General features: G+C 52.5%; 17 protein-coding genes, 4 tRNA genes and 1 pseudogene. 15 read left to right on the plus strand and 7 right to left on the minus strand.

The genetic code is table 11. The features are described 5' to 3' along the window. Window positions 1-3: 3 nt before the first annotated feature. From rfbA to ACJHWR_RS19350, 13 genes are all read left to right on the plus strand, one after another. Window positions 4-885 carry a glucose-1-phosphate thymidylyltransferase RfbA gene (gene rfbA, locus ACJHWR_RS19290; protein ID WP_000676056.1) on the plus strand — a complete coding sequence of 294 codons (882 nt, stop codon included), beginning with the start codon at window positions 4-6 and terminating at the stop codon, window positions 883-885. Then, a complete protein-coding gene (rffC, locus tag ACJHWR_RS19295) occupies window positions 863-1537 on the plus strand; it encodes a dTDP-4-amino-4,6-dideoxy-D-galactose acyltransferase (protein WP_001145190.1) in 675 nt (224 codons plus the stop codon). The genes rfbA and rffC overlap by 23 nt, the downstream gene beginning before the upstream one ends. A 4-nt stretch (window positions 1538-1541) precedes the next feature. Continuing rightward, window positions 1542-2672 carry a dTDP-4-amino-4,6-dideoxygalactose transaminase gene (rffA, locus tag ACJHWR_RS19300; protein WP_000612055.1) on the plus strand — a complete coding sequence of 377 codons (1131 nt, stop codon included), beginning with the start codon at window positions 1542-1544 and terminating at the stop codon, window positions 2670-2672. Between the two features lies 1 nt (window position 2673). Then, entirely contained in the window at window positions 2674-3924 is a 1251-nt protein-coding gene (gene wzxE, locus ACJHWR_RS19305) for a lipid III flippase WzxE (protein WP_000050240.1), read from the plus strand. Further along, on the plus strand, window positions 3921-5000 hold the full coding sequence (gene rffT, locus ACJHWR_RS19310; protein WP_000217271.1) for a TDP-N-acetylfucosamine:lipid II N-acetylfucosaminyltransferase: 1080 nt from the start codon (window positions 3921-3923) through the stop codon (window positions 4998-5000). The genes wzxE and rffT overlap by 4 nt, the downstream gene beginning before the upstream one ends. Beyond that, window positions 4997-6349 (plus strand): ECA oligosaccharide polymerase, encoded by a 1353-nt coding sequence (wzyE, locus tag ACJHWR_RS19315; protein WP_000055119.1) that lies wholly within the window; start codon window positions 4997-4999, stop codon window positions 6347-6349. The genes rffT and wzyE overlap by 4 nt, the downstream gene beginning before the upstream one ends. A 2-nt stretch (window positions 6350-6351) precedes the next feature. Continuing rightward, a complete protein-coding gene (gene wecG / locus ACJHWR_RS19320; protein WP_001064038.1) occupies window positions 6352-7092 on the plus strand; it encodes a lipopolysaccharide N-acetylmannosaminouronosyltransferase in 741 nt (246 codons plus the stop codon). Between the two features lie 190 nt (window positions 7093-7282). Next, complete coding sequence (gene thrP / locus ACJHWR_RS19325; protein WP_000774729.1) at window positions 7283-8668, plus strand: bifunctional threonine/serine APC transporter ThrP; 1386 nt, start codon at window positions 7283-7285, stop codon at window positions 8666-8668. 102 nt (window positions 8669-8770) lie between these two features. Then, window positions 8771-8847, plus strand: a tRNA-Arg gene (locus tag ACJHWR_RS19330). Window positions 8848-8905: 58 nt separating this feature from the next. Continuing rightward, window positions 8906-8981: transfer RNA gene (locus ACJHWR_RS19335), tRNA-His, on the plus strand. A gap of 20 nt (window positions 8982-9001) precedes the next feature. Next, a tRNA-Leu gene (locus tag ACJHWR_RS19340) sits at window positions 9002-9088 on the plus strand. Between the two features lie 42 nt (window positions 9089-9130). Further along, window positions 9131-9207, plus strand: a tRNA-Pro gene (locus ACJHWR_RS19345). 146 nt (window positions 9208-9353) lie between these two features. After that, complete coding sequence (locus ACJHWR_RS19350; protein ID WP_000941557.1) at window positions 9354-10589, plus strand: anaerobic sulfatase maturase; 1236 nt, start codon at window positions 9354-9356, stop codon at window positions 10587-10589. 157 nt (window positions 10590-10746) lie between these two features. On the opposite strand, the gene aslA is transcribed toward ACJHWR_RS19350, so the two are convergent. The 5 genes from aslA to hemC form a co-directional block, all read right to left on the minus strand. Further along, window positions 10747-12402 (minus strand): arylsulfatase AslA, encoded by a 1656-nt coding sequence (aslA, locus tag ACJHWR_RS19355; RefSeq protein ID WP_000395844.1) that lies wholly within the window; start codon window positions 12400-12402, stop codon window positions 10747-10749. Window positions 12403-13065: 663 nt separating this feature from the next. After that, window positions 13066-14262: a protoheme IX biogenesis protein HemY gene (gene hemY / locus ACJHWR_RS19360; RefSeq protein WP_000921792.1), complete on the minus strand. Its 1197-nt coding sequence runs from the start codon at window positions 14260-14262 to the stop codon at window positions 13066-13068. Window positions 14263-14264: 2 nt separating this feature from the next. After that, entirely contained in the window at window positions 14265-15470 is a 1206-nt protein-coding gene (gene hemX, locus ACJHWR_RS19365; protein ID WP_001599344.1) for a uroporphyrinogen-III C-methyltransferase, read from the minus strand. A gap of 21 nt (window positions 15471-15491) precedes the next feature. Next, window positions 15492-16232: a uroporphyrinogen-III synthase gene (gene hemD, locus ACJHWR_RS19370; protein WP_000026059.1), complete on the minus strand. Its 741-nt coding sequence runs from the start codon at window positions 16230-16232 to the stop codon at window positions 15492-15494. Further along, window positions 16229-17170: a hydroxymethylbilane synthase gene (hemC, locus tag ACJHWR_RS19375; protein WP_032188510.1), complete on the minus strand. Its 942-nt coding sequence runs from the start codon at window positions 17168-17170 to the stop codon at window positions 16229-16231. Before hemC ends, hemD begins: the two co-directional genes overlap by 4 nt. A gap of 386 nt (window positions 17171-17556) precedes the next feature. Here hemC and cyaA point away from each other — a divergent pair, with 386 nt between their 5' ends. Beyond that, on the plus strand, window positions 17557-20103 hold the full coding sequence (gene cyaA / locus ACJHWR_RS19380) for a class I adenylate cyclase (RefSeq protein ID WP_000281696.1): 2547 nt from the start codon (window positions 17557-17559) through the stop codon (window positions 20101-20103). Between the two features lie 39 nt (window positions 20104-20142). On the opposite strand, the gene cyaY is transcribed toward cyaA, so the two are convergent. Next, on the minus strand, window positions 20143-20463 hold the full coding sequence (gene cyaY, locus ACJHWR_RS19385; protein WP_000999950.1) for an iron donor protein CyaY: 321 nt from the start codon (window positions 20461-20463) through the stop codon (window positions 20143-20145). A 125-nt stretch (window positions 20464-20588) separates the two neighbouring features. Next, a pseudogene (locus ACJHWR_RS19390) lies at window positions 20589-20774 on the minus strand (DKNYY family protein); the annotation flags it as partial. Between the two features lie 158 nt (window positions 20775-20932). Here ACJHWR_RS19390 and lptM point away from each other — a divergent pair. Then, window positions 20933-21136 carry an LPS translocon maturation chaperone LptM gene (lptM, locus tag ACJHWR_RS19395; RefSeq protein ID WP_000799889.1) on the plus strand — a complete coding sequence of 68 codons (204 nt, stop codon included), beginning with the start codon at window positions 20933-20935 and terminating at the stop codon, window positions 21134-21136. The last annotated feature ends 33 nt before the right edge of the window (window positions 21137-21169 follow it).

Raw genomic sequence — 21169 nt, forward strand, 5'->3', positions numbered from 1 at the left:
AACATGAAAGGTATTATCCTGGCGGGCGGTTCCGGCACCCGATTGCATCCGATTACGCGCGGCGTATCGAAGCAACTGTTGCCGATTTACGATAAGCCAATGATTTACTATCCGCTGTCGGTGCTGATGTTGGCCGGTATCCGCGAAATTCTCATCATCACTACGCCGGAAGATAAAGGTTATTTCCAGCGCCTGCTGGGCGATGGTAGTGAGTTCGGTATCCAGCTGGAATATGCCGAACAGCCCAGCCCGGACGGTCTGGCGCAGGCCTTTATCATCGGTGAAACTTTCCTCAACGGTGAACCTTCTTGTCTGGTGCTGGGCGATAACATTTTCTTCGGACAGGGCTTCAGTCCGAAGCTGCGTCATGTTGCGGCGCGCACGGAAGGGGCGACGGTATTTGGCTATCAGGTGATGGACCCGGAACGCTTTGGCGTCGTGGAGTTTGACGACAATTTCCGCGCTATCTCGCTGGAAGAAAAACCAAAACAGCCGAAATCAAACTGGGCGGTGACCGGGCTTTATTTCTACGACAGTAAAGTCGTGGAGTACGCAAAGCAGGTGAAGCCGTCGGAGCGGGGTGAGCTGGAGATTACCTCCATCAACCAGATGTACCTCGAGGCGGGCAACCTGACCGTTGAACTGCTTGGGCGCGGATTTGCCTGGCTGGACACTGGCACTCACGACAGCCTGATTGAAGCCAGCACCTTTGTACAGACGGTGGAAAAACGCCAGGGCTTTAAGATTGCCTGCCTGGAAGAGATTGCCTGGCGTAACGGCTGGCTCGATGACGAGGGTGTGAAGCGTGCTGCCAGTTCATTAGCGAAAACTGGCTACGGCCAATATCTGCTGGAGTTACTTCGTGCCCGTCCGCGCCAGTATTGAGCCACTAACCTGGGAAAACGCCTTCTTTGGTGTTAACAGCGCCATCGTGCGCATTACGTCTGAAGCACCGCTCCTGACGCCAGACGCGTTAGCGCCGTGGTCACGGGTGCAGGCCAAAATTGCGGCATCAAATACGGGTGAACTGGATGCCCTGCAACAGCTGGGATTCTCCCTGGTAGAAGGTGAAGTTGATTTGGCACTACCCGTGAACAATGTCAGTGATAGCGGTGCAGTAGTGGCACAAGAGACCGATATTCCCGCATTACGTCAGTTAGCCAGCGCCGCATTTGCGCAAAGCCGTTTTCGTGCGCCGTGGTATGCGCCTGACGCCAGCGGTCGCTTTTATGCACAGTGGATTGAAAATGCCGTGCGCGGCACCTTTGATCATCAATGTCTGATTTTACGTGCGGCGTCCGGCGATATTCGCGGTTATGTCTCTTTACGGGAACTCAATGCGACAGATGCGCGAATTGGCCTGCTGGCTGGACGCGGTGCAGGTGCTGAGCTAATGCAAACGGCGCTAAACTGGGCGTATGCTCGCGGTAAAACAACTTTGCGGGTGGCGACCCAGATGGGCAACACCGCCGCGCTTAAACGATACATACAAAGTGGTGCGAATGTAGAAAGCACCACGTACTGGTTATACAGGTGATCACATGATTCCATTTAACGCACCGCCGGTGGTGGGAACCGAACTCGACTATATGCAGTCGGCAATGGGTAGCGGCAAACTGTGCGGCGATGGTGGTTTTACCCGTCGCTGCCAGCAGTGGCTGGAGCAACGTTTTGGCAGCGCCAAAGTGTTACTGACGCCATCCTGCACCGCTTCGCTGGAGATGGCGGCGCTGCTGCTCGATATCCAGCCTGGCGATGAAGTGATCATGCCGAGCTACACCTTTGTCTCCACCGCCAATGCCTTTGTGCTGCGTGGCGCAAAAATCGTTTTTGTGGATGTTCGCCCGGACACCATGAACATCGACGAAACGCTGATTGAAGCGGCGATCACCGACAAAACGCGCGTTATCGTGCCGGTTCATTACGCGGGTGTGGCCTGCGAAATGGACACTATTATGGCGTTGGCGAAGAAGCATAATCTATTTGTGGTGGAAGATGCCGCTCAGGGCGTGATGTCCACTTACAAAGGGCGTGCACTGGGAACCATTGGTCATATTGGCTGCTTTAGCTTCCATGAAACCAAAAACTACACGGCGGGCGGTGAAGGCGGCGCGACGCTGATTAACGATAAAGCGTTGATCGAACGAGCCGAGATCATCCGTGAAAAAGGCACAAACCGCAGCCAGTTCTTCCGTGGTCAGGTCGATAAATATACCTGGCGCGATATTGGCTCCAGCTATTTGATGTCCGATCTGCAAGCAGCGTACCTTTGGGCGCAACTGGAAGCCGCTGAACGTATCAATCAGCAGCGTCTGGCGCTGTGGCAAAACTACTACGATGCGTTAGCGCCTCTGGCGAAAGCCGGGCGTATCGAGCTGCCGTCGATTCCCGATGGCTGCGTGCAGAACGCGCATATGTTCTACATTAAACTGCGGGATATTGATGACCGGAGCGCGTTGATTAACTTTCTGAAAGAAGCGGAAATCATGGCGGTGTTCCATTACATTCCGCTGCACGGTTGCCCTGCGGGGGAGCGCTTTGGTGAGTTCCACGGTGAAGATCGCTACACCACCAAAGAGAGCGAGCGCCTGCTGCGCCTGCCGTTGTTCTACAACCTGTCGCCCGTCAATCAGCGTACGGTAATTGCGACCTTGTTGAACTACTTCTCCTGATATGTCGTTGGCAAAAGCGTCCTTGTGGACGGCGGCCAGTACACTGGTCAAGATTGGTGCCGGGTTACTGGTCGGTAAGTTGCTGGCAGTGTCATTTGGTCCGGCGGGGCTTGGGCTGGCGGCAAATTTCCGCCAGTTGATTACCGTGCTCGGCGTGCTTGCCGGGGCAGGCATCTTTAACGGCGTAACCAAATACGTTGCCCAGTACCATGATAATCCCCAACAATTGCGCCGCGTGGTCGGCACTTCATCAGCGATGGTACTTGGCTTCTCTATGCTAATGGCGCTGGTTTTTGTGCTGGCAGCTGCGCCAATCAGCCAGGGATTGTTCGGTAATACCGACTATCAGGGGCTGGTGCGTTTAGTGGCGTTGGTGCAAATGGGGATCGCCTGGGGCAACCTGTTACTGGCGTTGATGAAAGGCTTTCGCGATGCCGCAGGTAATGCGTTATCCCTGATTGTCGGCAGCCTGATTGGCGTTCTTGCGTACTACGTCAGTTACCGTTTGGGCGGTTATGAAGGGGCGTTGCTGGGGCTGGCGTTGATTCCCGCGCTGGTGGTGATTCCTGCCGTCATCATGCTAATTAAGCGTGGTGCAATCCCGTTAAGCTATCTGAAACCCAGCTGGGATAACGGCCTGGCAGGGCAGTTGAGCAAATTTACGCTCATGGCGTTGATTACGTCGGTAACCTTGCCTGTTGCTTACATCATGATGCGTAAACTGCTGGCGGCGCAGTATAGCTGGGATGAAGTGGGGATCTGGCAAGGGGTGAGCAGTATTTCCGATGCCTACCTGCAATTTATTACGGCATCGTTCAGCGTATATTTGCTGCCCACGTTGTCGCGGCTAACGGAAAAGCGCGATATCACCCGGGAAGTGGTTAAATCGCTGAAATTCGTCTTACCGGCAGTGGCGGCGGCGAGTTTTTCCGTCTGGTTGCTGCGTGATTTTGCTATCTGGCTGCTGTTGTCGAATAAATTTACCGCTATGCGCGATCTCTTTGCCTGGCAGTTGGTAGGTGATGTGTTAAAAGTGGGCGCTTATGTCTTTGGTTATCTGGTGATCGCCAAAGCGTCACTGCGGTTTTATATTCTGGCGGAAGTCAGCCAGTTCACTTTATTGATGGTATTTTCCCACTGGCTAATCCCTGCGCATGGTGCACTGGGCGCGGCGCAGGCCTATATGGCAACCTATATCGTCTATTTTTCTCTTTGTTGTGGCGTGTTTTTACTCTGGCGTAGGCGGGCATGACTGTACTGATTCACGTACTGGGATCGGATATCCCTCACCATAACCGAACCGTTTTGCGGTTTTTCAATGACGCGCTGGCCGCGACGAGCGAGCACGCGCGCGAGTTTATGGTTGTTGGCAAGGACGACGGTTTAAGTGATAGCTGTCCGACGCTTTCTGTGCAATTTTTCCCTGGGAAAAAATCGCTGGCGGAAGCGGTCATCGCGAAAGCAAAAGCTAACCGTCAGCAGCGTTTTTTTTTCCACGGTCAGTTCAATCCCACACTGTGGCTGGCTCTGCTGAGTGGTGGTATTAAGCCCAGCCAGTTTTACTGGCATATCTGGGGGGCAGACCTGTACGAGCTTTCCAGTGGCTTGAGATATAAGCTTTTTTACCCACTACGTCGCCTGGCGCAAAAGCGAGTCGGCTGTGTATTTGCCACCCGCGGTGATTTGAGCTTTTTTGCCAAAACGCACCCAAAGGTGCGGGGCGAACTGCTGTACTTCCCGACGCGGATGGATCCTTCTCTCAATACGATGGCGAACGATCGGCAACGTGAAGGAAAAATGACCATTCTGGTGGGCAACTCCGGCGACCGCAGCAATGAGCATATTGCTGCCTTGCGCGCCGTTCATCAGCAATTTGGCGATACGGTAAAAGTGGTGGTGCCGATGGGATATCCGCCTAATAACGAAGCGTACATCGAGGAAGTTCGTCAGGCGGGGCTGGAGTTATTCAGCGAAGAAAATCTGCAAGTTCTGAGCGAAAAACTGGAATTTGACGCCTATCTGACGCTACTTCGTCAGTGCGATCTTGGTTACTTTATTTTTGCCCGCCAGCAGGGCATTGGTACGCTGTGCTTACTGATTCAGGCGGGCATTCCTTGTGTGCTTAACCGGGAAAATCCGTTCTGGCAGGATATGACGGAACAACATTTGCCGGTGCTGTTTACTACCGACGATCTCAACGAGGATATTGTGCGTGAAGCGCAGCGCCAGCTGGCGTCGGTGGATAAAAACACCATTGCCTTCTTTAGCCCTAACTATCTACAAGGCTGGCAGCGGGCGTTGGCGATTGCCACCGGGGAGGTCGCATGAGTCTGCTGCAATTCAGTGGCCTTTTTGTTGTCTGGCTGCTCTGCACGCTGTTTATTGCCACGCTGACCTGGTTTGAGTTTCGCCGTGTGCGCTTTAACTTCAATGTCTTCTTTTCATTGCTGTTTTTGCTCACCTTTTTCTTCGGCTTTCCGCTGACCAGCGTGCTGGTATTTCGCTTTGATGTTGGTGTCGCGCCGCCAGAAATCTTGTTGCAGGCGTTGCTTTCTGCAGGCTGCTTCTACGCGGTTTACTATGTCACCTACAAAACCCGTCTACGCAAACGCGTTGCTGATGCACCGCGCCGTCCGCTGTTTACCATGAACCGCGTGGAGACCAATCTCACGTGGGTGATCCTGATGGGCATCGCGCTGGTGAGCGTCGGCATCTTCTTCATGCACAACGGCTTTTTGCTGTTCCGGCTTAATTCTTACAGTCAGATCTTTTCCAGCGAAGTCTCCGGCGTGGCATTAAAACGCTTCTTTTACTTTTTCATCCCGGCGATGCTGGTGGTCTACTTTCTGCGCCAGGACAGCAAAGCGTGGCTGTTTTTCCTCGTCAGCACGGTCGCTTTTGGCTTGCTGACTTATATGATTGTCGGCGGCACTCGCGCCAATATCATCATCGCATTCGCTATCTTCCTGTTTATTGGCATTATTCGCGGCTGGATTTCGTTGTGGATGCTGGCGGCGGCGGGCGTGCTGGGGATTGTGGGCATGTTCTGGCTGGCGCTAAAACGCTATGGAATGAATGTGAGCGGTGATGAAGCGTTCTATACGTTTCTCTATCTCACCCGCGATACCTTTTCGCCGTGGGAGAATCTGGCATTGCTGCTGCAGAACTACGACAACATCGACTTCCAGGGCCTGGCTCCCATTGTCCGCGATTTCTATGTCTTTATCCCTTCCTGGCTGTGGCCGGGTCGCCCGAGTATGGTACTGAACTCCGCCAACTACTTTACCTGGGAAGTGCTGAATAACCACTCCGGACTGGCGATCTCGCCTACGCTTATAGGCTCACTGGTGGTGATGGGCGGCGCGTTGTTCATCCCGCTCGGGGCGATTGTTGTTGGACTGATCATCAAATGGTTCGACTGGCTGTATGAGCTGGGCAACCGCGAGACTAATCGCTATAAGGCTGCGATATTGCACAGTTTCTGCTTCGGGGCGATCTTCAATATGATCGTGCTGGCGCGTGAAGGGCTGGATTCGTTTGTCTCACGCGTGGTCTTTTTTATCGTGGTCTTCGGCGCATGTCTGATGATCGCAAAACTGTTGTACTGGCTTTTTGAAAGCGCCGGACTCATTCATAAACGAACAAAATCATCGCTCCGGACGCAGGTTGAAGGATAACAATGAATAACAACACCACGGCACCGACCTATACGCTGCGTGGCTTACAGTTGATCGGTTGGCGTGATATGCAGCACGCCCTCGATTATCTGTTCGCTGACGGGCAGCTTAAGCAGGGAACGCTGGTTGCCATTAATGCTGAAAAAATGCTGACCATTGAAGATAATGCTGAGGTCAGGGAGTTAATTAACGCTGCCGAATTTAAATATGCGGATGGCATCAGCGTTGTACGTTCAGTACGTAAAAAGTACCCGCAGGCGCAGGTTTCCCGCGTTGCCGGGGCCGATCTCTGGGAAGAGCTGATGGCGCGCGCAGGCAAAGAAGGGACGCCGGTATTTCTTGTGGGCGGTAAACCTGAAGTGCTGGCGCAAACTGAAGCTAAACTGCGCAACCAGTGGAATGTGAATATCGTTGGCAGTCAGGATGGTTATTTTAAACCCGAGCAGCGTCAGGCGCTGTTTGAACGCATTCATGCCAGCGGAGCGCAAATCGTCACCGTTGCGATGGGATCGCCAAAGCAGGAGATCTTCATGCGCGACTGCCGTCTGGTGCATCCGGATGCGCTGTATATGGGCGTTGGCGGGACTTACGATGTTTTCACCGGTCACGTAAAACGCGCACCGAAAATCTGGCAAACGCTGGGGCTGGAGTGGCTCTACCGCCTGCTTTCGCAGCCGAGCCGCATTAAGCGTCAGCTTCGTTTGCTGCGTTATTTACGCTGGCACTACACCGGCAACCTCTGATTTTCCTCTCTTTGTAAAGCGACGGAGTGGTCACTTCGTCGCCTTCCTGCTTTTTTATTACACAAAGCATTCAAATTTTTAATGCTTTATTTGCCATTTCTCCTGAATTACGAAAACATTCGCAACACTCGATGTACCCATAACGATAACCGGTAACACCGGAAAGCATGCAAACACAACACGAGGATTTATGGCAGATAACAAACCAGAGCTACAGCGTGGGCTGGAGGCTCGACATATCGAACTCATCGCCCTGGGGGGCACCATTGGCGTCGGCCTGTTTATGGGGGCCGCCAGTACCCTGAAATGGGCCGGGCCATCCGTATTGTTGGCCTATATCATCGCCGGGCTATTCGTCTTTTTCATCATGCGTTCAATGGGCGAAATGTTGTTCCTCGAACCTGTTACCGGTTCGTTCGCCGTTTATGCGCATCGTTATATGAGCCCGTTTTTTGGCTATCTCACCGCCTGGTCTTACTGGTTTATGTGGATGGCGGTGGGGATCTCAGAAATCACCGCCATTGGCGTTTATGTCCAGTTCTGGTTCCCGGAGATGGCGCAATGGATACCGGCATTGATCGCGGTGGCGCTGGTAGCATTGGCGAATCTGGCGGCGGTGCGGTTGTACGGCGAAATCGAGTTCTGGTTTGCGATGATCAAAGTCACCACGATTATCGTGATGATTGTCATTGGCCTGGGCGTGATTTTCTTTGGCTTTGGCAATGGCGGGCAGTCGATTGGTTTTAGCAATCTCACAGAGCATGGCGGTTTCTTTGCGGGGGGCTGGAAAGGGTTCCTGACCGCGCTGTGTATTGTGGTGGCGTCCTACCAGGGCGTGGAGCTGATTGGCATTACTGCCGGTGAAGCGAAGAATCCGCAGGTGACGCTGCGCAGTGCCGTAGGCAAGGTGCTGTGGCGAATCCTGATTTTCTACGTAGGCGCGATTTTCGTTATCGTCACCATCTTCCCGTGGAATGAAATAGGCAGCAACGGCAGCCCGTTCGTACTGACTTTCGCCAAAATCGGCATTACCGCAGCGGCGGGTATTATCAACTTTGTGGTGCTGACGGCTGCGCTCTCTGGCTGTAACAGCGGCATGTACAGTTGCGGACGTATGCTCTACGCACTGGCGAAAAACCGTCAGTTACCGGCGGCAATGGCGAAAGTTTCCCGTCACGGCGTACCGGTTGCGGGTGTGGCAGTATCTATTGCTATCCTGTTAATTGGCTCATGCCTGAACTACATCATTCCCAATCCGCAGCGTGTGTTTGTCTACGTCTACAGTGCCAGCGTGCTTCCGGGGATGGTGCCATGGTTTGTGATATTGATAAGCCAGCTGCGTTTTCGTCGTGCGCATAAAGCGGCGATTGCCAGCCATCCGTTCCGCTCAATCCTGTTCCCGTGGGCCAACTACGTAACAATGGCATTCCTGATTTGCGTTTTGATCGGCATGTACTTTAATGAAGATACGCGTATGTCGCTGTTTGTCGGCATCATCTTTATGCTGGCGGTGACGGCGATTTATAAAATTTTTGGGCTTAATCGCCACGGTAAAGCGCATAAACTGGAGGAATAAGCAGCAAAACGCACAAACCGTAACCAAACGCGCAATTTATTTAAAAAGGGACTAGACAGAGGGGTGGGAAGTCCGTATTATCCACCCCCGCAACGGCGCTAAGCGCCCGTAGCTCAGCTGGATAGAGCGCTGCCCTCCGGAGGCAGAGGTCTCAGGTTCGAATCCTGTCGGGCGCGCCATTTAGTCCCGGCGCTTGAGCTGCGGTGGTAGTAATACCGCGTAACAAGATTTGTAGTGGTGGCTATAGCTCAGTTGGTAGAGCCCTGGATTGTGATTCCAGTTGTCGTGGGTTCGAATCCCATTAGCCACCCCATTATTAGAAGTTGTGACAATGCGAAGGTGGCGGAATTGGTAGACGCGCTAGCTTCAGGTGTTAGTGTCCTTACGGACGTGGGGGTTCAAGTCCCCCCCCTCGCACCACGACTTTAAAGAATTGAACTAAAAATTCAAAAAGCAGTATTTCGGCGAGTAGCGCAGCTTGGTAGCGCAACTGGTTTGGGACCAGTGGGTCGGAGGTTCGAATCCTCTCTCGCCGACCAATTTTGAACCCCGCTTCGGCGGGGTTTTTTGTTTTCTGTGCATTTCGTCACTTTCCCTTCGCAATAAACGCCCGTAATAACGCATTGCGCCACGGTATGATTTCGCCCTTAACTTATTGAAGGATGACTTCAGGCAAGGAGCGACCATGCTGCAACAGGTTCCAACGCGTGCTTTTCATGTGATGGCGAAACCGAGCGGTTCCGATTGTAATCTGAACTGTGACTACTGTTTTTATCTCGAAAAACAATCCCTTTACCGCGAAAAGCCAGTCACGCATATGGACGATGACACGCTGGAAGCGTATGTCCGTCACTATATCGCTGCCAGCGAAACCCAAAACGAAGTGGCTTTTACCTGGCAGGGTGGCGAACCAACGTTACTCGGGCTGGATTTTTACCGCCGTGCCGTGGCGCTACAGGCGAAATATGGTGCTGGCAGGAAGATAAGTAACAGCTTCCAGACTAACGGCGTTCTGCTTGATGACGAATGGTGTGCATTTCTGGCAGAAAATCATTTTCTTGTTGGGTTATCGCTGGATGGTCCGGCTGAGATCCACAATCAATATCGCGTGACCAAAGGCGGCAGACCAACGCATAAGCTGGTGATGCGTGCCCTGACGCTCCTGCAAAAACATCATGTCAACTATAACGTGCTGGTCTGCGTAAATCGCACCAGTGCGTTACAACCTTTGCAAGTCTATGATTTTCTGTGTGATGCAGGCGTTGAGTTTATCCAGTTTATTCCTGTGGTCGAACGCCTGGCTGATGAAACGGCTGTTCATGCTGGACTTAAGCTACATGCTCCCGGCGATATTCAGGGCGAACTGACGGAATGGTCGGTACGCCCCGATGAGTTCGGTGAATTTTTGGTGGCGATATTCGACCACTGGATCAAACGCGACGTCGGCAAGATTTTCGTGATGAATATCGAATGGGCGTTTGCCAATTTTGTCGGTGCGCCAGGAGCGGTTTGCCATCATCAGCCAACCTGTGGGCGCTCGGTGATTGTTGAACACAACGGCGACGTTTACGCCTGCGATCACTATGTTTATTCGCAATATCGACTGGGGAATATGCTTCAGCAGACAATTGCAGAAATGGTAGATTCCCCGCAACAGCAGGTGTTTGGTGAAGATAAATTTAAGCAGTTACCAGCGCAGTGTCGCAGTTGTAACGTGTTAAAAGCATGTTGGGGAGGCTGCCCGAAACACCGCTTTATGCTCGATGCCAGCGGCAAACCGGGGCTGAATTATTTGTGTGCCGGGTATCAGCGTTATTTCCGCCATCTACCGCCATATCTTAAAGCAATGGCTGATTTGCTGGCGCACGGTCGTCCGGCCAGCGACATTATGCAGGCGCATTTGATGGTGGTGAATAAGTAGAAATCGGCGGCCGCCTGCGGTTGATTGCCGGATGCGGCGTGAACGCCTTATCCGGCCTACAATCCTTGCAAATTCAATAAATTGCAGCGTTCTGTAGGCTGGATAAGATGCGTCAGCATCGCATCCGGCAAAGGCAGATCTCAGCGATAGCGCCGGCTTAGTCAGATTTAATCTGCGCGCGTGGTGGATATTTTTTCAGGATCTCCATATACGCGTGCATTTCGGTCTGTAGCGGTACACCCATCGGAATATGGCGCACGCCGATGGAGTCGCTTTCCTGCGGATCGGTGTACAGGTTAAACACCGACGATCCCGCCGTTTGCATTACTGTGCCGGTGAATCCACCCTGATACCCGCTCTGGGTATACGCGTACGGTTGCTGGATCAGGACGTGATACTTGAACTCATCCATACGCACAGCAGAAAGTTTACCGTTGAGGAAGTAGTGCTCGGCCTTACGGTTAGACTGACCATTTGTTCCCAGGAAGAAAGATGTCTGGTCCACACCATCGATAAAGGTGGTTTTCGGTACTAAATTCGCTACCTTCGCCCCAGGATGCCCCGCCAGATCCAGCGCCGTAGGGAAGAGATCCGCCAGATCGACAATGCCGTCAGATTTACGCGGTTGGATCATGCCTTTCCAGTAAACGAAGGTTGGCACACGAACGCCGCCTTCCCATGTAGAACCTTTCGCACCGCGGAACGGCGTGCGACCGTGCGGCGGAACTTCGGCTTCCGGACCGTTATCAGAGGTGAACACAATCAGCGTGTTATCAAGCTGACCGTTTTTCTCCAGTGCTTTATACAGATTGGCGAAGATATCGTTCATCTCCACCATGCAGTCGCCGTAAGAGGTGCGCGCCGGAGAGCTACCCGCATATTTCGCATTTGGGTAGTTATCGAAGTGACAGCCGCGAGTGCCGTAGTAGAGGAAGAAAGGCTTATCGCTCTTCGCCATCTTGTCGAGGAACTTAACGCCATATTCCATCCAGCGTTGATCCAGGTCTTCCATATATTTCGGCGTAATGTCGGCAATGGCTTCCTGTTCACCGCCGCGCACGGCATGAACGTCATCTTTGCTGAACGGCAGTTTTTGGATGTATTCAGAACGATCCGGGCTCAGGGCGACTTCCGGGTTGACGTGAACATCACGCCATTCGGTATACATATCGGATACCGAGTTAAAGCCGCGGAAATCATCAAAGCCAACGTTCTGCGGCTGCGACTCTTTGTTTTCCCCCATATGCCATTTCCCGATGGCCTGAGTGACGTAGCCCTGATCGTGCAGCAACTGCGGCAGAGTGGTTAACCCTTGCAGACCGCCCGGTTGCCCGTACATTGGCGGCATCAGAATGCCGTGGTGGATGGAGTATTGTCCGGTAAGAATCGTGGCGCGGGTTGGGGAAGAACTCGGTTGAGAATACGCCGAAGTTAAAATCAGCCCCTGGCTGGCAACGGCGTCGATATCTGGTGTAGGGTTACCCACCGCCACGCCGCCGCCGTTAAAGCCAACATCCATCCAGCCCACATCATCCAGCAAGAAAACAACCACGTTCGGTTTCTTACCGGTTTTTTTCTCAAGTTCTGCCAGCTTCTGCTGGGTTTCTTTGTCTTGTGCAGGATGCTGCATCACCGGCATCATGTTGTCGGCAATAGTGGTCGCCGGTTTAACCAGATACTGGTTTGGGTGATCGTATCCGGCAAAGCCTTTGCGTGCGGTGGCGGTTGACGGGGTATCTGCTGCGTTGGCCATGAGTGGAAGAGCGGCGGCGACAGCTACAACAAGAAGTTTGGGTGAAAACGAAAATTCCATGCAAAATGCTCCGGTTTCATGTCGTCAAAATGTTGACGTAATTAAGCATTGATAATTGAGATCCCTCTCCCTGACAGGATGATTGCATAAATAATAGTGATAAAAATAAATTATTTATTTATCCAGAAAATGAATTGGAAAATCAGGAGAGCGTTTTCAATCCTACCTCTGGCGCAGGTGATATGTAAGGCGGTGATGTTATATCGCGTTGATTATTGATGCTGTTTTTAGTTTTAACGGCAATTAATATATATGTTATTAATTGAATGAATTTTATTATTCATTATATATATGTGTAGAATCGTGCGCAGGAGAAATATTCACTCAGGAAGCAAAGAGGATTACAGAATTATCTCATAACAAGTGTTAAGGGATGTTATTTCCCGGTTCTCTGTGGCATAATAAACGAGTAGATGCTCATTCCATCTCTTATGTTCGCCTTAGTGCCTCATAAACTCCGGAATGACGCAGAGCCGTTTACGGTGCTTATCGTCCACTGACAGATGTCGCTTATGCCTCATCAGACACCATGGACACAACGTTGAGTGAAGCACCCACTTGTTGTCATACAGACCTGTTTTAACGCCTGCTCCGTAATAAGAGCAGGCGTTTTTTTATGTATCAGAAAGGTCCCGGAGGTGCTTGCCTCCGGGTGAGAAAGAACTACTGTGACGGGTTATTCTGTAAGGTCAGCATCAAGCCATCGCGACGCATCGCTGCGGCTTCTTCCGGTTTGTGCAGTCTGTCCAGCGCGTCGGCAAGCCATGCGTAATCGTAGGCGTCCGGACGTTGTTTCAGCGCCGCGCGGAAGGCGAGCGATGCTTCCTGCCATTCGCCGTGCTTCATCAGCGACTGACCCAGTGTGCTCCACAACAACGGGCGATCGCCCACGTTTTTGATCTGTTGGCGCAGCACTTTTTCCAGCTGTTCCGGGTTATTGGTTTTCAGACGCGGGATCGGCAGCAGCAGGCGATCGTCATACTGGCGTTTCAGGCCGTCGATGATAATTTGCTGGGCGGTGTCATGGTCATCACACTCAATAAGGTGTTCCGCCATTGCCACCTGTAACGCCACCTGATGACGCGTTTTCCGGCTTTGGTTTTTCCACCAGTTACGCAAACCTTCGCTACCGTTATCGGCACGCGCCTGATCCATCAGGCCAATCCATGCCTGTTGTTCCAGCATTGCACGATGTTCTTCATCGCCAACGTGGGCTTTCGCCATTGATGGGATGATATCCAGCAGCGAACTCCATGCACCAGTGCGGATATACGCCTGTTCCGCCAGACGTAATACTTCCGGATGGCGTGGCGTAACTTCCAGCAGCTTATCCACGCCGTGGCGTGCAGCATGGTTTTCATTACGGGCCAGTTGCAGACGTACACGGGTGATTTCTACCGGAATTGTGTCGTTGCCGGCCAGCTCCGCTGCGCGTTCCAGATGTTGGTTGGCGCGTGCTTCATCACCGCGTTGTTGCGCGGCTTCGGCAGCCAGCAGATAGTTCACCACCGGTTGTTCAGCGTGATCGGCATTTTTCGCCATCAGCTTTTCAACTTGCTGATAATCGCCTTCCGCTAGTTTCAGCAGCGCCTGTTCGGTCTGCTTACGGGCACGGCGACGCTTACGTCCGACAAACCACCCACGGGTGTGCGCGCCTGTGCGGAAGATCCGCCGCAGTAGCCACTCAATGGCAAACAGCACTACCATCGCCAGAATCAAAATAATCGCGAGGCCAGTGACGCTGGTTTCGATATTGTAGTTGTCGGTCTGAATCAATACGTACCCCTGATGACCGGCAATCATCGGGCCAACCACGATCCCCGCAATCAGCAAAACAAAGAGCAATAACACTTTTAGCATGGTTATTCTCCTTGCGGCGCGGCTGCCGGAGTATCAGCTTGCGGTGCAGGTGCAGGTGCAGGTGCAGGTGCAGGTGCAGGTTTAGCTTCCGTTGTCCCTGCTGCCGGTTGTGCCAGCAGGTTACGCACGCGGGTCTGCATCAATTTTTCCAGCATCGCCTGGCTTTGCAGGGTTTCCGGAAGATCCATCGAGATATTTTGCTGGCTTAACTGGTCCACCTCGTCGAGGAACGCTTTGGTGGTGGCATCATCAGTATCGTAGTAAGCACGTACCCAGGTGGAGACGTTCTCCAGCGCCTGGCGATAAGTCTCTTCCTGGTGACGCGGTACAGCTTGTGCTGCGACCAGCAGGCGAGAGCGAATATTTTCGCGCAGATAGATATCCTGATTTGGCGCTAACAGCGGTACGGCGGTGTCATCACGACGGCGAATCGTAATGAAGTTGTCCATAAAGTTCTGCCAGCTTTTTTGCAGATTGATACGCCATTCGCTGATGGAACTGGAAAGCTCTTCACCGTCGGAATCCATCGGCGAACCATCGCTATCATTATCAGCAAGACGCAGGTTATCTACCTGATTTGAAAGCTGATTAAGCTTAAGGATAATGCCGTCATAATCCACCTGCGATACCGCAGAAAGGCTGGCGATATCATCGGTAATTGCCCGGCGAACGGTAATCAGACTCGGGTCATTCATATCCGCCAGGCTGGCGTCTGCACTTTTCAGCAACGCTGCAGCGGTCGTGACGTCCTGATCGCTCCACAGCTTCCGTCCGGCGAGTTTCACCAGGAAATCAGCCTGAGCCAGCAGCCAGGTTTTAGCATCGCTGCCGGAAATGGTGGCGACCTTTTGTTGGACTTCATCCAGCTGTTTTGCCAGCGTTTCTTGCTGACGATTCGCCTGCTCAAGCTGTACAGCTTGTTGCTTGATAATGCCTTCCAGCTCGGCTTTTTGGCTCTCCTGGGCTTTTTGCAGTGCAGTAAGTTGGTTAGCCAGGGCATCGCTGGTGGCAGTCTGATTGACGGCCTGTTGTTTACCCCAGCCATACAAACCGACGCCCGCCGCCAGAGCAATAGCGATAGCCACCGCGCTGAGAATCAATGCGGTATTGTTCTTACTCTTTTTTTCTGTTGCGACAGGTTGTGACGTGGTGTCCACGGCCTCCCTGGTCTCTTCAACCACGGCGGAGGTTTTTTCTTGTTCCGTCATTATGGCTTCCTGTTATGAGAGTTATTGTAATGCCCGTAAAAGCGCATCGTTGTCAGCGTTATCGGCGACCTTAATGTCTTGCCAGCCCAGTTCCCGGGCGAGTTTCGCCAAACGCTCACTGACGACCAATAGTCGACAGCGTAGTAACCAGTGCTCACGATACCATTGTGGGATCAGCGACCAGAGTTGCTGCAACATTTCACCGCTGGTAACAACGACCGTCGTCACCTCGCGGGATTGCCAGCGCATCGCTTCTTCTGCACCATCGTAATGGATTGCGCATCGTTGATAACATTCACAAAAAGTGACCTCAGCACCGCGCGCCGTCAGGGAATCCCCAATTAGCTCACGACCGCCATTGCCACGTAATATCAGCGCACGTTTGCCCGCAATATTTTGTAATTCAGGTAATTGTAGCAAGACTTCGCTGATTTCCCGATCCTGCGGGTAGAGAATCTTCTGTCCGCTTACGGTATGTAATGCCAGTGCGGTGGTGCGTCCAATGGCGAAATAATCAGGTAATCGGGGCCATTTACGATCTTGCTGATGTAGCTGTGATTGGGCAAAAGCAACCGCGTGTTGCGAGAGGGCAAACAACAGATCGCTCTCCCCCAGCGCTGCCAGTTGATCAGCAAGTTGCGGTAATTGTCGACCCGGAGAAAACTCAATCAGCGGAAAATGCCAGGCCACCTGCCCCAGTGTGCGCAGACGGCTCACTAACTCTTCTCCAGCGGGAGACGGGCGGGTGACCAGGATACTCATGCCGGGGCGTCTCCGTTATAGACTTCAGCGAGGATCTCGCGCGCGCCGTTATTCAGTAGCTCTTCTGCCAGCGAAATCCCCATTTGTTCGGCATCTTGCGGCGCACCGCGGCGTTCACCGCGAATAATCTGCGAACCGTCCGGCGCGCCGACCAGCGCACGCAGCCAGATTTCGCCATCAATAAGCTCGGCGTAGCTACCAATTGGCACCTGACATCCGCCTTCGAGACGGGTATTCATGGCGCGTTCTGCGGTAACGCGCAGTGCAGTTTCGTGGTGATTCAGCGCGGCAAGCAGCTCGCGAGTGCGAGAATCATCAAGGCGGCATTCAATACCCACCGCACCTTGTCCTACCGCCGGAAGAGAAATCTCGGGTGGCAATGCGGCGCGAATGCGGGACTCCAGACCTAAACGTTTTAGTCCGGCTACGGCAAGAATGATGGCATCGTATTCGCCGTTATCCAGTTTACTCAGGCGAGTGCCGACGTTGCCGCGCAGGGAGCGGATAATCAGATCCGGGCGGCGTTCAGCCAGTTGGCACTGGCGACGTAAACTGGACGTCCCGACGATACTGCCTGCCGGTAACGCATCCAGACTTTCATAGTTATTGGACACAAAGGCATCGCGAGGATCTTCACGCTCGCAAATGGTGACCAGCCCCAGACCTTGCGGGAATTCAACCGGCACATCTTTCATTGAATGTACGGCGATATCGGCGCGATTCTCCAGGAGCGCGACTTCCAGCTCTTTAACAAATAAGCCTTTTCCGCCTACTTTCGCCAGCGGCGTATCAAGAATCACATCGCCGCGCGTCACCATCGGTACCAGTTCAACGACCAGGCCCGGATGGCTCGCCATCAACTTGTCTTTGACATAGTGTGCCTGCCAGAGTGCAAGTGGGCTTTGGCGTGTGGCAATTCTTAAAACATTGTCTAACATGCTTGTTACCGTCATTATCATCCGTGGTCCATCCTAACATCCTTGCCAGAGCGATGTCAGTGTTGTGGTGAAACGTAGACGCCTGCGCAAACCGTAAAATGAGGTCTGGCAGTGGATCCTGACAGGCGTTTCACGCCGTCGTAATAAGGAATTTACAGAGAATAAACGGTGCTACACTTGTATGTAGCGCATCTTTCTTTACGGTCAATCAGCAAGGTGTTAAATTGATCACGTTTTAGACCATTTTTTCGTCGTGAAACTAAAAAAACCAGGCGCGAAAAGTGGTAACGGTTACCTTTGACATACGAAATATCCCGAATGCCGCGTGTTACCGTTGATGTTGGCGGAATCACAGTCATGACGGGTAGCAAATCAGGCGATACGTCTTGTACCTCTATATTGAGACTCTGAAACAGAGACTGGATGCCATAAATCAATTGCGTGTGGATCGCGCGCTTGCTGCTATGGGGCCTGCATTCCAACAGGTCTACAGTCTACTGCCGACATTGTTGCACTATCACCATCCGCTAATGCCGGGTTACCTTGATGGTAACGTTCCCAAAGGCATTTGCCTTTACACGCCTGATGAAACTCAACGCCACTACCTGAACGAGCTTGAACTGTATCGTGGAATGTCAGTACAGGATCCGCCGAAAGGTGAGCTTCCAATTACTGGTGTATACACCATGGGCAGCACCTCGTCCGTAGGGCAAAGTTGTTCCTCTGACCTGGATATCTGGGTCTGTCATCAATCCTGGCTCGATAGCGAAGAGCGCCAGTTACTACAACGTAAATGTAGTCTGCTGGAAAGCTGGGCCGCCTCGCTGGGTGTGGAAGTCAGCTTCTTCCTGATTGATGAAAATCGCTTCCGTCATAATGAAAGCGGCAGCCTGGGGGGCGAAGATTGTGGCTCCACCCAGCATATACTGCTGCTTGACGAATTTTATCGTACCGCCGTGCGTCTCGCCGGTAAGCGTATTCTGTGGAATATGGTGCCGTGCGACGAAGAAGAGCATTACGACGACTATGTGATGACGCTTTACGCGCAGGGCGTGCTTACTCCTAATGAATGGCTGGATCTTGGTGGCTTAAGCTCGCTTTCTGCTGAAGAGTACTTTGGTGCCAGCCTTTGGCAGCTCTACAAGAGTATCGATTCCCCATACAAAGCGGTGCTGAAAACACTGCTATTGGAAGCCTATTCCTGGGAATATCCCAACCCACGCCTGCTGGCGAAAGATATCAAACAGCGTTTGCACGACGGCGAGATTGTGTCGTTTGGCCTCGATCCATACTGCATGATGCTGGAGCGTGTTACGGAATACCTGACGGCGATTGAAGATTTCACCCGTCTGGATTTAGTACGCCGCTGCTTCTATTTAAAAGTGTGCGAAAAACTCAGCCGCGAACGCGCTTGCGTAGGCTGGCGTCGTGAAGTGCTAACCCAGTTAGTGAAAGAGTGGGAATGGGACGATGCGCGTCTGGCAATGCTCGATAACCGCGCCAACTGGAAGATTGATCAGGTGCGTGAGGCGCACAACGAGCTGCTCGACGCGATGATGCAGAGCTACCGTAATCTGATCCGCTTTGCGCGCCGCAATAACCTTAGCGTCTCCGCCAGCCCGCAGGATATCGGCGTGCTGACACGTAAGCTGTACGCCGCGTTTGAAGCATTGCCAGGTAAAGTGACGCTGGTAAACCCGCAGATTTCGCCCGATCTCTCGGAACCGAATCTGACCTTTATTTATGTGCCGCCGGGCCGGGCTAACCGTTCAGGTTGGTATCTGTATAACCGCGCGCCAAATATTGAGTCGATCATCAGCCATCAGCCGCTGGAATATAACCGTTACCTGAATAAACTGGTGGCGTGGGCATGGTTTAACGGCCTGCTGACCTCGCGCACCCGCTTGTATATTAAAGGCAACGGCATTGTCGATTTGCCTAAGTTGCAGGAGATGGTCGCCGACGTGTCGCACCATTTCCCGCTGCGCCTGCCTGCACCGACGCCAAAAGCGCTCTACAGCCCATGTGAGATTCGCCATCTGGCGATTATCGTTAACCTGGAATATGACCCGACAGCTGCGTTCCGCAATCAGGTGGTGCATTTTGATTTCCGTAAGCTGGACGTCTTCAGCTTTGGCGAGAATCAAAATTGCCTGGTAGGTAGCGTGGACCTGCTGTACCGCAACTCGTGGAACGAAGTGCGTACGTTGCACTTCAACGGCGAGCAGTCGATGATCGAAGCCCTGAAAACCATTCTCGGTAAAATGCATCAGGACGCCGCACCGCCAGATAGCGTGGAAGTCTTCTGTTATAGCCAGCATCTGCGCGGATTAATCCGTACTCGCGTGCAGCAACTGGTTTCTGAGTGCATTGAACTGCGTCTTTCCAGCACCCGCCAGGAAACCGGACGTTTCAAGGCGCTGCGCGTTTCTGGTCAAACCTGGGGCTTATTCTTCGAACGCCTGAATGTATCGGTACAGAAACTAGAAAATGCCATCGAGTTTTATGGCGCTATTTCGCATAACAAACTGCACGGCCTGTCAGTGCAGGTTGAAACCAATCACGTCAAATTACCGGCGGTGGTGGACGGCTTTGCCAGCGAAGGGATCATCCAGTTCTTCTTCGAAGAAACGCAAGACGAGAATGGCTTTAATATCTACATTCTCGACGAAAGCAACCGGGTTGAGGTGTATCACCACTGCGAAGGCAGCAAAGAGGAGCTGGTGCGTGACGTCAGTCGCTTCTACTCGTCATCGCACGACCGTTTTACCTACGGCTCAAGCTTCATCAACTTCAACCTGCCGCAGTTCTATCAGATTGTGAAGGTTGATGGTCGTGAACAGGTGATTCCGTTCCGCACCAAATCGATTGGCAACATGCCGCCTGCCAATCAGGATCACGACACGCCGCTATTACAGCAGTATTTTTCGTGATGAGCGTGCCGGAAAGCGAGGCTTATCCGGCATGCAATCTTAGCGGAAACTGACTGTTTCACCCGCTTGCTGCGTTGCCGCCTGTTCCAGCAAATCCCAGAAGGTTTCGCCGCTACGATCGCAAATCCACTCATCGCCTTTCATATCAAAATGGTAGCCGCCCTGTTTGGTTGCCAGCCATACCTGGTGCAGCGGTTCCTGGCGGTTGATAATGATTTTGCTCCCGTTTTCAAAGGTAATGGTCAGCACGCCGCCGTTGATTTCGCAGTCGATATCGCTATCGCCATCCCAGTCGTCCAGACGCTCTTCAATGGTCAGCCACAGTTGATCAGCCAGGCGATGAAATTCACTGTCGTTCATTGTTGTATCCTGTTTTTAAGTGATGGCGGCAGTATAGCGGTATGGGGTCAGGGCTTCAAAGTTTGCCCGTCTGCGGCTGCGTTACGGCATGATTCATCCGTCAACGGAATAATAATATCTCTATATAGCGAAAGATTGGTCTTTTCATAAGGACGCAGGTACACCACGCCTTTTCCCTGTTTCTGGTAAATATTATGTTCAGGCGCGGAAAGCCGACATCCCCATGCCGACGATAAGAACAACGAACAAGACAACAAACAAACCACGTTGCGATAGTGCATAAAGCCATCCTGGCGCGAGGTGCCGATCACGAAACTGCCAGCAAAACATAAATCGCCACGTGTAAGCGTTATACTCGCAGCATTTCCTCACTTTTCAGACTTCATAAAGAGTCGCTAAACGCTTGCTTTTACGTCTTCTCCTGCGATGATAGAAAGCAGAAAGCGATGAACTTTACAGGCAATCCATAATGAAAAACGTGTTTAAGGCACTCACTGTATTACTTACTCTCTTCAGCCTGACGGGCTGCGGTCTGAAAGGTCCGCTCTATTTCCCGCCTGCAGATAAAAACGCACCGCCACCGACCAAACCGGTAGAGACGCAAACGCAATCCACGGTGCCGGATAAAAACGACCGCGCCACTGGCGATGGTCCATCCCAGGTGAATTACTAAAAGTCAGTTTCTGTACCCGCGTGATTGGAGTAA

Origin of the sequence: Escherichia sp. WS568, from assembly GCF_046486085.1 — a bacterium.
Lineage (GTDB): Bacteria > Pseudomonadota > Gammaproteobacteria > Enterobacterales > Enterobacteriaceae > Escherichia > Escherichia coli.